Source organism: Pseudomonas sp. S11P7, assembly GCF_023195435.1.
In the GTDB taxonomy this organism is placed as follows: domain Bacteria; phylum Pseudomonadota; class Gammaproteobacteria; order Pseudomonadales; family Pseudomonadaceae; genus Aquipseudomonas; species Aquipseudomonas fluorescens_G.
The window spans coordinates 5,012,609-5,026,113 of record NZ_JALPKS020000002.1 but is presented as its reverse complement, the minus strand read 5'-3'; the positions used below and the strand labels follow the sequence as shown (position 1 = coordinate 5,026,113).

The 13,505-nt window shown below is 59.8% G+C and carries 13 protein-coding genes; 5 read left to right on the top strand and 8 right to left on the bottom strand.

Annotated features, from left to right (window positions below):
- Window positions 1-71: 71 nt before the first annotated feature.
- The 4 genes from M0746_RS23110 to M0746_RS23095 form a co-directional block, all read right to left on the bottom strand.
- Window positions 72-1,817, bottom strand: a complete 1,746-nt coding sequence (locus tag M0746_RS23110; RefSeq protein ID WP_258450707.1) for a molecular chaperone — start codon at window positions 1,815-1,817, stop codon at window positions 72-74.
- A 67-nt stretch (window positions 1,818-1,884) separates the two neighbouring features.
- Window positions 1,885-2,745, bottom strand: coding sequence for an archaetidylserine decarboxylase (gene asd, locus M0746_RS23105; protein ID WP_258450706.1), 861 nt, complete (start codon window positions 2,743-2,745; stop codon window positions 1,885-1,887).
- A complete protein-coding gene (rhdA, locus tag M0746_RS23100; RefSeq protein WP_258450705.1) occupies window positions 2,742-3,578 on the bottom strand; it encodes a thiosulfate sulfurtransferase in 837 nt (278 codons plus the stop codon). Before rhdA ends, asd begins: the two co-directional genes overlap by 4 nt.
- 42 nt (window positions 3,579-3,620) lie before the next feature.
- Entirely contained in the window at window positions 3,621-5,159 is a 1,539-nt protein-coding gene (locus tag M0746_RS23095; protein ID WP_258450704.1) for an HDOD domain-containing protein, read from the bottom strand.
- A 166-nt stretch (window positions 5,160-5,325) separates the two neighbouring features.
- On the opposite strand from M0746_RS23095, the gene motA reads away from it, so the two are divergent.
- Both motA and motB read left to right on the top strand, forming a co-directional pair.
- Window positions 5,326-6,177: a flagellar motor stator protein MotA gene (motA, locus tag M0746_RS23090; RefSeq protein ID WP_024011357.1), complete on the top strand. Its 852-nt coding sequence runs from the start codon at window positions 5,326-5,328 to the stop codon at window positions 6,175-6,177.
- A gap of 3 nt (window positions 6,178-6,180) precedes the next feature.
- Window positions 6,181-7,212 (top strand): flagellar motor protein MotB, encoded by a 1,032-nt coding sequence (motB, locus tag M0746_RS23085; protein WP_258450703.1) that lies wholly within the window; start codon window positions 6,181-6,183, stop codon window positions 7,210-7,212.
- A 253-nt stretch (window positions 7,213-7,465) separates the two neighbouring features.
- Here motB and M0746_RS23080 read toward each other — a convergent pair whose 3' ends face one another.
- From M0746_RS23080 to rsgA, 4 genes are all read right to left on the bottom strand, one after another.
- Window positions 7,466-7,951 carry a toll/interleukin-1 receptor domain-containing protein gene (locus tag M0746_RS23080; protein WP_208938973.1) on the bottom strand — a complete coding sequence of 162 codons (486 nt, stop codon included), beginning with the start codon at window positions 7,949-7,951 and terminating at the stop codon, window positions 7,466-7,468.
- Window positions 7,951-8,910 carry a caspase family protein gene (locus M0746_RS23075; RefSeq protein ID WP_258450702.1) on the bottom strand — a complete coding sequence of 320 codons (960 nt, stop codon included), beginning with the start codon at window positions 8,908-8,910 and terminating at the stop codon, window positions 7,951-7,953. The genes M0746_RS23080 and M0746_RS23075 overlap by 1 nt, the downstream gene beginning before the upstream one ends.
- 2 nt (window positions 8,911-8,912) lie before the next feature.
- A complete protein-coding gene (locus M0746_RS23070; RefSeq protein ID WP_090280733.1) occupies window positions 8,913-9,320 on the bottom strand; it encodes a TIR domain-containing protein in 408 nt (135 codons plus the stop codon).
- A gap of 209 nt (window positions 9,321-9,529) precedes the next feature.
- The gene (rsgA, locus tag M0746_RS23065) at window positions 9,530-10,561 is read right to left on the bottom strand and encodes a small ribosomal subunit biogenesis GTPase RsgA (RefSeq protein WP_258450701.1); all 1,032 of its coding nucleotides are present in this window, start codon (window positions 10,559-10,561) and stop codon (window positions 9,530-9,532) included.
- 107 nt (window positions 10,562-10,668) lie between these two features.
- Between rsgA and orn the strand changes: the two genes are divergently transcribed.
- From orn to M0746_RS23050, 3 genes are all read left to right on the top strand, one after another.
- Window positions 10,669-11,211: an oligoribonuclease gene (orn, locus tag M0746_RS23060; RefSeq protein ID WP_053116764.1), complete on the top strand. Its 543-nt coding sequence runs from the start codon at window positions 10,669-10,671 to the stop codon at window positions 11,209-11,211.
- Window positions 11,212-11,585: 374 nt separating this feature from the next.
- On the top strand, window positions 11,586-12,605 hold the full coding sequence (locus tag M0746_RS23055) for a hypothetical protein (protein ID WP_258450700.1): 1,020 nt from the start codon (window positions 11,586-11,588) through the stop codon (window positions 12,603-12,605).
- Between the two features lie 65 nt (window positions 12,606-12,670).
- The gene (locus M0746_RS23050) at window positions 12,671-13,282 is read left to right on the top strand and encodes a trimeric intracellular cation channel family protein (RefSeq protein ID WP_208938969.1); all 612 of its coding nucleotides are present in this window, start codon (window positions 12,671-12,673) and stop codon (window positions 13,280-13,282) included.
- The last annotated feature ends 223 nt before the right edge of the window (window positions 13,283-13,505 follow it).

Here is a 13,505-nt window from a genome sequence, read left to right as displayed (position 1 = left end):
GCAGGCTCGCTCCCACAGGGAATCTCATTCCAATGTAGGAGCGAGCCTGCTCGCGAAGGCCGCGCCTCGGTCTAGAGTGACTTCCACAACGAATCAAAGTCCTCCTCGCTTGCGCCATTCTGCGCGGTCTCCAGCGAGCGATAGGCGAACTGGTTGAAGCTGTGCGTACTCGCCACGCGTCGATCGAGCCCGGCGCGATGCTCTTCGCCGTGGGTGTTGATCAGCACTTTTTGACCTTCCTGAAACGGCAACCGCGGCGTCAACAGCGTGGCCGGCAAGTCGATCGCGCTGATCTCCGGTAACAGCAAACCGCGCAGATACTGGCTGTGATCATCCCGTGAGCGCACCAGTTGCAAGCCGCATGGCTGGGCGTGCGGCGCTACCAGCTCAATGCCCATTTGCGTACCGCCACCGCGCACCTGACGTATCCAGCGAATCACCGCGATGCTCCAGCCCTGGCTGGCGCTGTCACGAATACCGAGCATTTCCCCGGCCTGCAATTGGGCAGGGACTTCGTTCGGCCATGCCAGGCAATAACCGCCGGGGCTGTGGTTGATCACCGGGAGGGCGTAGGTTGGATAATTGGCGGTGGCTTCGCTGCCCTCGTCTTCGATCAATTGGTCGTACTGGATTTCTTCGTAGGGCAGGTACTCATCGTTGCTTTGTGGCGCCGCGTCGTACGCCTGGCTCCAGCTGTCCTTTTCGCCTTTGGCGACCACCTGGCTGAAATTCGCCGGGCGCGCACCGGGATGCTTGAGCAATTCGCTGAAGGTGCGTCCGCCCCCGAGGTAGAAATGCAGGGCGCTCATGCCTACGCACACGGTCAGGTCGCCTTGACCGGCGGTGCGTTGAAAGCTGCGCTCGGCGGTCTGGCCCCAGGTGGCGTGCAGATGTTGCAGGGTATCGAGGCTGAGCCCTGCGGGAATCGGCAGCGCCGCGGCCGATTGCTGATTCAGCTGCGCGTCGAGGGCGGCCACCAGCGGTTGCGGATCGAAGCTGAGCAGGCTGCTGCGTTGCTCGCTGCGAAACATGCTGCGGTAACGCGGGCCGACATCCAGTTCGGCGCTGACTGCAAACAGACCCGTGTCTGGCCCGGCGGGCTGCAACTTGAGCAGGGTGCTCCATGGCTCCAGCGCTTCGCCCAGCCGCGCGATCTGATTCTGCCGTAACTGATTGCACCGGGCACTGCCCAATAGCAGCGCGGCGATGTAGGTCTGCTCCAGGCTCAATTCAGGCGTGAGGCTGGCCAGATCGTCGTGCACGCGTCGATGTTGCAGTTGCAGTTCAACGGCGTTGCGATAGAGCTGATGCAGCTCGAACCACAATTGCTCCGGCGGCGCGCTGTACAACTGGGTGGCGCGCAGCAGTTGGCCTTTCAAGGCATGCGCGGCCCGTTGCAGGGCGGTGCTGACCAGTGCCGCGCGTTCCTTGCGGTACTTGGGCGTAATGCGCAGGACGATCTGTATATAGCCGATCGCCAGATGGCCTTGCAGTGCCTGGCACAGATTGCTGATCTTGCGCGAGCGCTCGTCGAGCATGATCGCCTGATGCAGGAAGTGCCGCTCCAGATGCTGGCAGACGAAATACACTTCCGGGCGCAGCAATTCGAGCAGCGCGAGGCGGTTGTCGCTGGGCGTGAGCAATTGGTTGAGTTCGCCCAGGCCCTGATACAACTGGCGCGCGGTTTCGCCGATGTTGGCTTTGGGCAGGCCGGCGATCCAGCGCTTGAGATCGCGCGGGCTCGCTTCGCAAAATGACAGACGCGGCTGACTCGGAGTCGGGGCGCGCAGCCGGAGTGGGGAATTGGTCTGGCTCATGCCAAAAACCATAGCAGCAAATGGCGGAGTGCGGGAGCAGCACCGTGCTGCCCCCGCTGCGCTCCAATCAGGCTTTTGGCAGTGCCAGGCTTTGGCCCATTTGTACTGGCGAACCGGCTACCAGCTCTTCGGCCCACCTCACCTGATCCGGGCCAAACAGCACGATCGCTGTCGAACCGAGCTTGAAGCGCCCCAGTTCAGCACCTTTTTCCAGATGAATCGGCGCGCGGGCGGCTTCGTCATAGCGGAAGGTTTTCAGCTCACGCTTCGGCGGCGTGACCAGGCCGGCCCAGACAGTTTCGATCGAAGCAACGATCATCGCGCCGACCAGAACGACGGCCATCGGCCCGCGTTCGGTGTCGAAGATGCACGCGACGCGTTCGTTGCGGGCGAACAATTCCGGAACGTTTTCGGCGGTGGTCTGGTTGACCGAAAAGATCCGCCCCGGAATGTAGACCATTTCCCGCAGGGTGCCGGCCAGCGGCATGTGCACGCGGTGGTAATCCTTCGGCGACAGGTAAATGGTGGCGAAGTCGCCGCCCATGAATGGCGCTGCGTTGGCCGCGTCACCGCCGAGCAATTCGAGCACGCTGAAGCTGTGGCCCTTGGCCTGGAACACGCGGCCGTGCTCAATCGGGCCGAGTTGGCTGACCGCACCGTCGGCCGGGCTGAGGATCGCGCCTGGGGTCTGGTCCAGCGGACGCGCGCCGTCTTTCAGGGCGCGGGTGAAGAAGGCGTTGAAGTGCTCGTACGCGGTCAGGTCTTCGACCAGCGCTTGCGACATGTCCACCTGATAGCGCTTGGCGAACCACTGGGTGAAGGCATTCTTGAACCAGCGCACGCGGCACTCGGCAATACAGCCAGCCAGACGCGACAGCAGGTGATGCGGCAGCAGGTACTGGCTGAGGATAAACAGACGCTCTTTCATTGATTTTCCTTGGAAGCTTGAATCTCGACGGGCGTGTCGGGGTGGTTGCCCCATTCGCCCCAGGAACCGGCGTAGCCCTTGACCCGCGGATAACCGAGGGATTTGGCCACCAGATACGTGAAGCCCGACCGGTGATGGGTCTGGCAGTGGGTAATGATTTCTTTGTTCTTGGTGATCCCGAGCTGTTCGAGGATCTTCGGCATATCGGTGCGGATGCGTAGCTGACGTGCTTGGTCCATGCCGGCGGTCCATTCGAAATTGACCGCGCCGGGGATATGGCCGCCCTTGGCTGCAAGAACCTTTTCGCCGGAGTACTCCAGCGGCCCGCGCGCATCCCAGATCGCCAGATCGGCGGCGCCGAGACGGCTTTGCAGGTACTCGCGGGTAGCCGTCGGCTCGTCGTGCAGGGTCAGCGCCACCGGACCTCCGACGGCTGGCGGCACTTGAATCGACATCGGCAAACCTTCCGCCAGCCAGGCCGGCAGGCCACCGTCTATATAGTGGTATTTATCGTGACCGATCACATCAAGCAGCCAGATGAACCGTCCGGCCCAGCCGCCTCCCTCGTCGTCATAGACCACGTAGACCGCATCCGCACGATGCCCCAGCTCACCGAACAACGCTTGCAGATCGGCTTGCGCTGGCAGCAGGCCCGGTGCCGGTGGCTGGCCGAGCTGAGTGCGTTTCGGGTCGACAAAACGTGCGCCGGGAAGGTGACCCTCGGTGTAGCGGGCAGGGCTGGTCAGGTCCACCAGAATCAGTTCCGGGGACCCGAGCCGCGGGAGCAGGTCGCTCGGCTCGATGACGAGCGGCAAGCCAGAGAAGTCAGACATGCGAGGTCTCCAGAGCACAAAGGGGAGGATTGTAGCGCAGGCTCATCGGCCACGGCTGCTAAAGCTGTGCAGGGCTTTTTCGATGCACTGCGCGGTTTTAGCGAACGCTTGCACGGTGATATCGGCGAACGGCCCGCCGCCCTGATCGGCGACGACGATCATGATCACCCGGCCGTTGTTGACCAGTGAGCGCAAGAACAGATGCTCGCCGCGAAACAGTGTGCGCAGGCTCGCGGGTAATAATGCAGAGAATTGCGCGTTGTTCTCCGGCGTGATCCGCACTTGCGCCTGTTGCGTCAGCAGGCGTTGCAGCACCTTGCTTTGACTGACGACGAAGCTCAGCGCGCCGGCTTCCTTCGGCAGGCCGGCGGTCTGATGCACGCGCAGCGTCGAGTGCGTGCGGTCGGCCATCAGAATCATCACCCGGCGCATGCCGCTGGCCACCAGCGCATCGCGCGCGGCGACGGTCAGGCTCATGGCGTTGGTGAAGCGACTGGGTTCGGCGAGCAGTTCCGCGCATTGCCGACGCCATTCGCTGAGGTCATCAGATGATGGTGCCGCTGCGGGCAACATCCCCGCCGGCAAGCGTCGCGTGCCCCACGGCCAGAGCAGCGCAACCGCCGGGTGCCACACATCCGGCATGGCGTGCTGGCGCGCGCTGTTCGCCGCTTGCTGGTGCAACTGCTGTTGCACCTCGTCCATGGACATCTGTAGATAAAGGCTGGTCAGGTACTGCCAGCGCTCGCTGTGCGGACTGTCCCAGGCCTGATGCGCCGACAGTGCCAGCCCGTTGGCCAGCAGCACGGTGTTGGCCGGCTGATTGAGCCAGCGGCGCAGGGTCGGGTCATCGTCCAGGCGATTCTGCTGGCGCAACGGATGTTCGCTGTCGCGGGCGATACGCAACACTTGCACCAGTTCACGCTGTTCGTTGAGCAGCAGTTTATAGCCTTGCTGAACCCAGATCGGCAGACGCCAGGCCTCGACCAGCGCATCGGCAATCTTCAGCAGGCGCACGCCAAACAATTGCTTCTCGACGAGGTGCGCCGGTTCGCGTTTGTGGATGACCCGCAGCTCCCATTCCTCAAGCAGTTGCGGAAAGGTCAGCGCTAGCGGCCACAGCGGTGACAGAAACAGCAGGCTGCCCCAATGGATGTCCTGCCACAGCCGCGCCAGGCGACTGGCGAAAAAACCATTGGCCTGTTGCGTCGCGTGCTGACTGATCAGCTGCAGCTGGCGCAGGGCCTTGGGGATCTGCATCTGCGGTTCGGCGGGCAGGCGTGCGAGCAATTCTTCGGTACGGGCGAGGCCGAGACGATTAATGGCAATCTCGAGATTTTCCGCCGGCGTGGCCATCGTGCCGTGGGTGTGACGATTCGCCTCACGCAGGATGCTCAAGGCCAGCGCCGGGCTGTCCTGCATCAGATCGGCGATGTCGCGCAGCGAGCTGCGATTGTCACGGATCGCCCGGCAGACTTTGTCGTGCGCCGCTTGCGGCACGGGCAGCCGGACGCTGTCGAGCAGCTTGACCCAGCCGTCGAGGGTGGTCGGTTTTGCGTGTGGGACGTTCGTTTCATTAGCCATGTCTGGACGGGATCTTCAGTGACTGTAGACGCGCCCGGCATGGGCTAAATTGGCTTTTCGCCTGAACTGGCTATAGTCTGGCGCAGTTTTGCCGATAAGTAGAAGAAGAGATTTTTTAACTTCCGAATATGACCTTGAACCCGACTTAAACAAGTACCTTCTACCTATGGCTAAAATTATCGGCATCATCGTCGTATTCGCGAGCGTGCTCGGCGGATACGTGCTCTCCCACGGCAAGATTGCCGCTCTGATCCAGCCCTTCGAGGTGATGATCATCGGCGGTGCGGCATTGGGTGCGTTCCTGCAGGCCAACCCCGGTTACATGACCATGCACGTGCTCAAGAAATCCCTGAGCATGTTCGGTTCGCGTTTCACCCACACCTTCTATCTGGAAGTGCTCGGGCTGATCTACGAGATCCTCAACAAGAGCCGCCGCGAAGGCATGATGGCTATTGAAGGTGACATCGAAGACGCTGCGGCGAGCCCGATCTTCGCCAAGTACCCGGCGGTACTCAAGGATGAGCGCATGACCGCGTTCGTCTGCGATTACCTGCGCATCATGTCCTCCGGCAACATGGCTCCGCACGAGCTCGAAGGCCTGTTCGACATGGAACTGTACAGCCTCAAAGAAGACCTAGAGCACCCGTCGCATGCGGTCAACGGCATTGCCGACGGTATGCCCGGTTTCGGTATCGTCGCGGCGGTACTCGGTATCGTGGTGACCATGGCCTCGCTGGGCGAGGGCGACCAGGCGTCGATCGGTCTGCACGTCGGTGCGGCACTGGTCGGTACGTTCTTCGGTATTCTCGCGGCGTACGGTTTCTTTGGCCCGCTGGCGCACTCGCTGGCTCACGATGCCAAGGAAGAACTCAACGTCTACGAAGCCATCAAGGCTTCGCTGGTGGCTTCGGCGTCCGGCATGCCGCCGTCGCTGGCGGTCGAGTTCGGTCGTAAGGTTCTGTACCCGGCGCACCGTCCGAGCTTCGCCGAGCTGGAACAAGCGGTTCGCGGTCGTTAAGTCATGGAAAATAATCAGCCGATCATAGTCAAGCGCGTCAAGCGCATTGCCGGCGGGCACCACGGTGGGGCGTGGAAAATCGCCTTCGCCGACTTCGCCACGGCGATGATGGCGTTCTTTCTGGTGTTGTGGCTGCTGTCCACGGCGACGCCGGAACAGAAAATCGCCATCGCCGGTTACTTCAAGGACCCGGTCGGCTTCTCCGAAAGCGGTACGCCGTACATCATCGATCTCGGCGGTACGCCGACCCCGGCGCCGGAAAATACCCTCAACCCGGAAGTGAAGTCGCAGCCGCAACCCGACAAGGTCACGGTCGACACCGACCAGGTTGAAGGCATGGCCGAACAGGTCGAGAAGGAGCGTCTGGAGCTGTTGCTGCAAGAACTGCAGAACAAGGTCGACGAGAACCCGCAGCTGCAGAAATTCAAGGACCAGATCCTCTTCGAGATCACGCCGAACGGCTTGCGCATCCAGATCATGGATGCCGAGAACCGGCCGATGTTCGACTCAGGTTCCGCACGTCTGAAACCGTACTTCGAAGACATCCTGCTGGCCATGGCCGACACCATCAAAGCGGTGCCGAACAAGATCAGCATCAGTGGCCACACCGACGCCAAGCCGTACATCGGCACGGGCGACTTCGGCAACTGGGAGCTATCGGCCAACCGCGCCAACGCTGCACGGCGCGCCCTGGTTGCCGGCAGCTACCCGGATGCGCAAGTGGCGCGAGTGGTCGGTTATGCCTCGTCGGCGCTGTTCGACCGCGAGAACCCGTTCAACCCGGTCAACCGCCGCATCGATATCGTCGTGTTGACCAAGAAGGCCCAGGCGGCCATCGAAGGTGCACAAGGTGCTGATGCTGCCAAGCCAGCGGATCAGAGTCAGAGCGGGGCTGCTCCGGCAACGCCTGCTGATCCGAACGCATTGCCGGCGGATCAGCAACCGGTGCCTGCGCATGAGCTGCGCGAGCGGTTGAATCTGTTTGATGATGCCGCGCCGAAGCCGGGTGGGGCGGCGCCAGCGCCGAAGCAGTGATTGATAAAAAAACCGACAGTGATGTCGGTTTTTTTTGCCTGATGTGTTCGGCTTGAGGATCACTGTGCGGCGAAGATCGCGGCCCCTCACCCCAGCCCTCTCCAGAGGGAGAGGGAGCCGATCTTCAGGGATTTCAAAACCAGAGTTCGACCGTGATACCTCAGGTCGGCGTACCCCTTGAGCTCGGCGCGGTCAGTCCCCTTTCCCGCCGGGAGAGGGCCAGGGTGAGCGGCTCTTCAGGCATGACAACGCTCTAGAACCCGCGCCGAATCCGGTTTTTCAGTTGTTCATGAAAGAACTCGGCATTGCGCTTGTAGCTGCCCTTGATCGATTCATTGATCGAATCCAGCGCCATCGAGCGTTTGCTCATGACTTCATCGCGATAGGCGTCGATGAAAAAATCCAGATCACTGGTGGTGCTCAGCTTCGGCCATTTATCCAGGTAAAGCGGCAGCTCCGCCGGGCCGGTCTTGAACGAACAGATCCGGCGATTGCTGATGGTCGCTTCGCCAATTTCGAACGGCACCCACCACGACAACGCCGTCTTCTCTGAAACCACCGCCAGCAAATGCGTGCACTCGGTGATGTTGCGCGTGATCACCCCGGTGATGTCATCGGTGGTCTGCGATTCCGGGTCGAGTACGTCGAGGTAAGTTTTGATCTTCGCCTGGGTCAGACGGGCATTGATAGCGATCGCATGGGCGCGGTCCATGTGGCGGTAGCTGATGAATACGGGCATCAGAAGTGTCCTTTGATGGCGAGTTCGCGGTAATAGGCGCCGAGGGCGGTAAGGCGGCAACCGGTGGAGTGGAGGGCGGCGTAGTACATGTGTTCGGCGTCGACCGGCTCGATCAGGCTGTGGCGGTTGCATTTCTGCAACTGGGCGAAGATCTCGCCATGCTCGGCCACGAACGTCGCTTCGGTGGGCTCATAGCTCGGGTCGAGCGCGAACACCGACTCGGCCTCGGCGAACCAGTCCGGCAACTTGCGCAGGATTTCCTTGGGGATCAGCGGCGAGACCTCGCGCAGGGATATGAACTGCGAAACGTTGGTCTTGAATACCGGGCGCTGCTCCCAGGCGTCGAGCGCATTGTCGACGAAGGAATACAGGCTGCCGGGGGTGATCTTGCCAAGGATGTTCGCCGCGCCGCCGTGCAACGCTTGCAGCAACAGGCCGGTAAATACTCCGTGCTGCGCGCCTTCCATGGCCGGCTGCTCTTTCTTGCAGGCAGTCAAAATGGTCATGCCTTCACCTATCGTGCTGCTTTCGCTGCGCAAGGCGCGCGCGTCGCCGGCCGAGCCGCTCTGACAGCAGTCGAGGATGATCACTTTGTTTTTGATGCGCGTGGCTTTGGTCGCCCAGTTGAGAATGTCGCTGATGCGGATGCCGTCTTTCGCGTTGCGGTAGTCCTGCGGGATCAACATGCCCTCATCGGTATCGGCGTCAAAGCCACCGTGTCCGGCGAAATACAGCAGGGCGACGTTGCAGTCGCCGGAAAACAGCTCGCGGATCTGGTCCTCGAGTCTTTCGCGGCTCAGGTAATCCTCGGCCGAGGTCAGCACGACATTCTTGAAGTTAGGGTCGCCATTGGCGTTGCTCTTGAGCACCGAGGCCATGGCCATGGCGTCATTGCAACAGCCGCTCAATCCGGAAATATTCGAGTAATCGTTAATGCCGATAAACAGTCCCTTGCGCATGCTCACACCGCCGTGTGCAGACGGATCGCACTGACGATGCTGTTGGTGTTCCACGCACATTCGGCGTGTGCCGCGTTGCGCACCACGGTCGAGATGCGCTCGGCGCCGAACGGTTTGATCGCAATGATCACCTTGCCCATGCGTTTGGCGATCTCGATTTCCTTGTTGATCCACTTGCTGTAGGTCGAATACATGCCGGCCATGATCAGCACCGCCGAGCAGGGGCGAATCTTGTTTTCTATGGCTTGCTCAAGTTCTTGATCGGTACGAGCATCAAGGATCGGGTTGTGCGTAGGCACCGAAAAATTCTTGTAGGTGAACCCCGGTTTCGCATTGAGCAGGCGCACCAGATTGTCGTGGGCGTGGGCATAGCTCCACGAATGGCTGATGAACAGATGATAGGTTTGCATGACGTTCCTCGAAGATCGCAAGAGGCGAAAGAGGAACCGAATGTAGGCATCTGGAACGCGCTCACAAGGTCTGAGCGGCAAAACAGAAATGTCCTTCAAGCAGGCGTGCGAAAGCCTTACAGAAAACTCCGACGTTTAAAAATGCCTCGAAGGATCAGGCAGAAACTGACAGTCGGCAGCCCCGCGTGAAGGGCTGCCGACTGGCCTGTTTAATAGCCGTTTTCAGGCAGGCTGGCGATGATCGAGCGGTAGCTGTTCATCCGCTGCTGCTGGATGCGCCCGTCTTCCAGTGCCTTGAGCAGCGCACAGTCAGGTTCACGGTCGTGCTTGCAGTCGCGAAAGCGGCAGGTGCCGAGCAAATCATCGAACTCGATGAAACCGGCTTCAACATCGGCGCGGCTGACGTGGCCAAGGCCGAATTCGCGGATACCCGGGGAGTCGATCAGTTCACCGCCGCCGGGGAAGTGGAACAGCCGCGCGGTGGTGGTGGTGTGCGTGCCCTGGCCGGACAACTCGGACAATGGCCCGACCCGGGTTTCCACCTCGGGCAGCAAGCTGTTGACCAGCGAGGACTTGCCGACCCCGGACTGGCCGACGAACACGCTGATGCGCCCGTCGAGCTGTTTCTGCAGTTGTTCCATGCCGTTGCCGTGGTGCGCGGAAACTTCCAGCACCGGATAACCCAGCGTGCGATAGACCGCCAGCAACGCGTTGAGCGCCGGAGCATTCTGTTCGTCGATCAGGTCGAACTTGTTCAGCAACAGCAACGGGCGGATGCCGGCGTGTTCGGCGGCGACCAGATAGCGGTCGATCAGGTTGGCATGTGGCTCGGGCAGCGGGGCGAAGACGATGACGATCATGTCGACGTTGGCTGCGACCGGTTTGAGCTGGCCACGGCTGTCGGGACGGCACAGTTCGGTGGTGCGCGGCAATTGCGCGACGATCACGCCGATGCCCTGGTTGCCGGCGCGCCAGACGACTTTGTCGCCAGTTACCAGCGCTGGCAGGTTGGCGCGCAAGTGGCAGCGAAATACCTGGCCAGCCAGTTCGCCGTCAACGGCCTCGACTTCGACCTGCACGCCAAAGTGCGCGATCACCAGGCCGTGCTGTTCAGGGCCGAGGTCGCCGCCCTCGAGCGCTTCGACCGCCGAGGACTCGCGTTTGGCGGCGCGGGCGGCGCGCTCGCCCTGAATCTTTTCGATGCGCCAGTTTTGACGACGATTGAGTTGGCGTTTGGCCATGGGTGTTCCGTCTGAAGAATGCAGCGATTAGGTAAAACGGCCGCGAGTTTAGCACGCCCGGCCAGCGGCCTAGGCTAAACTGCGCAGCATTGCCCAGGAGCCCGAATATGCAAAACCCGCAGAACCTGATCTGGATCGACCTTGAAATGACCGGTCTGGACCCGGATAACGACGTCATCATCGAGATGGCCACCATCGTCACCGACAGCGACCTCAACACGTTGGCCGAAGGCCCGGTGATCGCCATCCACCACAGCGACGAAGTCCTCGCGCGCATGGACGAGTGGAACACCCGCACCCACGGCAACTCAGGCCTGACCCAGCGTGTCCGCGACAGCCGCATCAGCATGGCCGAAGCCGAAGCCGAAACCATCGCCTTCCTGGAAAAGTGGGTGCCGAAGGGCAAGTCGCCGATCTGCGGCAACAGCATCTGCCAGGACCGTCGCTTCCTCTATACCCACATGAAAGCGCTGGAAAGCTACTTTCACTACCGCAACCTCGACGTTTCCACGCTCAAGGAACTGGCCGCACGCTGGGCGCCAGACGTGCGCGACAGCTTCAAGAAGGGCAGCACGCACCTGGCGCTGGACGATATCCGCGAATCAATCGCCGAGCTGCAGCATTACCGCAAGCACTTCATCAAGTTCTGACGGGGGTAGTGCAGGAGCTGCCGCGGGTTGCTCCTGCATTGAAACGTGTCGCTCGCGCCGTGTCGTGCCCGCGTAAAACGCGCTGGTGGCGCTTGCCGCTGATCGTCGATATTTGTCGCAAATGGCCTGCCGTAAAACTTCGAAGCAGATGTTATCTATTATTACTGTTGCGAAAAGCTGAACTTTAGTGTTGATCGGAGTTTAATTTGCATCGCGATGTAAGTTCAGGTTCGTCATTTTAATGGAATGATGATCGCTTTCTCGTTTTTTATTACACATTTCCAATGCGGGGTTTGATTGTTCTTGTGCTATTACTTGCGCTCTATTTCGAGTTGCGAAGTGCTCGAGACTCAAGTCTTGCAAGGAAGAAATTCATGAGTGAACAGTTGGATACATTACAAGGCCAGTCCGACCAGTCGGGTGCGGCGGAAAGTATAGGTAGTTTGGCTGTAAAGTTTGACGCAGGTGGATTCAGTCGGAATAAAGTCCTGTATGCCAATGGGCGCATGCAGGTTAAAGTCCAGGTCGTAGTATCTGGTCTGGATCGCGACGGAGACGTCGTTGCGGTTTCCGACGAGGTCATGGAGAGCATTCGTCTCATTCACTATGACAGCGGCAAAACCCTGCGTAATGGCTGGCGAGCCAGCGCGGAGCAGGGCCGTTTTACCCTGGCGGTAGCGCACACCGCCACCGTTGCGGAGGATGAGGGCGACGAGGATTCTTCGGGCCAGCGCCGGGTCCGCACGTTCTGGGTTTCCAGCGAGAATGTCGAAACCATCCAGATCGGTGCGTCCTTAAAGTTTGATAACACAATCATCCGCAGTAACGGCACAACGCTGTCGAGCAGGCATGACAGCAGCGTCAGCGTTGAGGCCATCCTGCCGGTTACCTATGCGGTGGAGCAATTCCGTTGGCAAGACGTCTGGTATGAAGGCGGGTTTAGAAATCAACGTATTTACAAGTACTACCTTGGCCTGTATCCCAATCTGCAACAAGTCAAGTTAGTGGACTGGATTGCTGAAGACTCCGTCAAGAATGTTGTTTTTGCCTTCGGTAATAAAATCAACGCGTGGAATGCAGCGTTTCAGGCAGGCATCATGGTTCGCCCGGACCGGCAAAGTCTTGATGTGTCGCTACCGTTTACCGACGTCGTCGGATCGACGCCAGACTCCATCAGAGATATTTATCATGAGAAGGACTACGAGGTTCGAGTCAACGACCGCGTCGGAGAACTGACGGTTGTCCAACTACTGTCCCCGGCTGCACGCGATCAACCACCGGTGGACAGGTCTGAAGTTTTCCGCTTTACCGCACTGGATCAATTTGGCACTGAACATAAACTGGCTATTCGCACCGATTTCAAAGAACGAAGCTTCAGACTGGAACGAGGCTAACGCCATCTCTTTTGATACCGGCGCGAAGTGGCTAGACTGCGCGCCTCTCTGCCGGGATCGCCACCATGTTGCTGATGCTCTATCTGATTGCCATTACCGCTGAAGCCATGACCGGGGCTTTATCTGCCGGCCGTCGCGGCATGGACTGGTTCGGTGTGGTACTGATTGCCTGCATCACCGCGTTGGGTGGCGGTTCGGTTCGTGATGTGCTGCTGGGGCATTACCCGCTGACATGGGTCAAACACCCGGAGTACCTGGTGTTGACCTCAGTTGCGGCAATGTTCACCGTATTCACCGCACGCTGGATGCGCCACCTGCGCTCATTGTTTCTGGTGCTCGACGCAGTCGGTCTGGTGGCGTTCACCCTGATCGGCTGCATGACTGCTCTGGAAATGGGCCACGGTATGCTGGTGGCATCGGTCAGTGGCGTGATCACCGGGGTATTCGGCGGCATTCTTCGCGATATTTTCTGCAACGATATTCCATTGATCTTCCGGCGCGAACTTTATGCGAGCGTGTCGTTTGCTGCAGCATGGTGCTACATGTTGTGTCTTTATCTTGAACTGCCCAGCGAGCAGGCCATTCTCATCACTTTGTTTGGCGGGTTCCTGTTACGTCTGCTCGCGATTCGCTTTCATTGGGAAATGCCAAAGTTTGTTTATAACGATGAGCACTGAATATTTCTATCTGAATGCGGCACAGGATATACGCTGGCAGTTTGCGTTAATTTTTATGAGTGCAATTTGTATCTGTAGCGCGGCTGATTAATGTTTTCACTGATGCAATGTCGGTGGAGGTAGTAACTGTATATGCCTCATGCGGTGTAGCGACCAATAAGCTGTGATGTTCAAGGGTGGGCAGTTTGCATAACCGCGCCCTTACCAACTTTCAGACGCTCGC

Coding starts and splice junctions, on each gene's coding strand:
- M0746_RS23110 (WP_258450707.1), bottom strand. CDS start 1,817: ATGAGCCAGACCAATTCCCCACTCCGGCTGCGCGCCCCGACTCCGAGT.
- asd (WP_258450706.1), bottom strand. CDS start 2,745: ATGAAAGAGCGTCTGTTTATCCTCAGCCAGTACCTGCTGCCGCATCAC.
- rhdA (WP_258450705.1), bottom strand. CDS start 3,578: ATGTCTGACTTCTCTGGCTTGCCGCTCGTCATCGAGCCGAGCGACCTG.
- M0746_RS23095 (WP_258450704.1), bottom strand. CDS start 5,159: ATGGCTAATGAAACGAACGTCCCACACGCAAAACCGACCACCCTCGAC.
- motA (WP_024011357.1), top strand. CDS start 5,326: ATGGCTAAAATTATCGGCATCATCGTCGTATTCGCGAGCGTGCTCGGC.
- motB (WP_258450703.1), top strand. CDS start 6,181: ATGGAAAATAATCAGCCGATCATAGTCAAGCGCGTCAAGCGCATTGCC.
- M0746_RS23080 (WP_208938973.1), bottom strand. CDS start 7,951: ATGCCCGTATTCATCAGCTACCGCCACATGGACCGCGCCCATGCGATC.
- M0746_RS23075 (WP_258450702.1), bottom strand. CDS start 8,910: ATGCGCAAGGGACTGTTTATCGGCATTAACGATTACTCGAATATTTCC.
- M0746_RS23070 (WP_090280733.1), bottom strand. CDS start 9,320: ATGCAAACCTATCATCTGTTCATCAGCCATTCGTGGAGCTATGCCCAC.
- rsgA (WP_258450701.1), bottom strand. CDS start 10,561: ATGGCCAAACGCCAACTCAATCGTCGTCAAAACTGGCGCATCGAAAAG.
- orn (WP_053116764.1), top strand. CDS start 10,669: ATGCAAAACCCGCAGAACCTGATCTGGATCGACCTTGAAATGACCGGT.
- M0746_RS23055 (WP_258450700.1), top strand. CDS start 11,586: ATGAGTGAACAGTTGGATACATTACAAGGCCAGTCCGACCAGTCGGGT.
- M0746_RS23050 (WP_208938969.1), top strand. CDS start 12,671: ATGTTGCTGATGCTCTATCTGATTGCCATTACCGCTGAAGCCATGACC.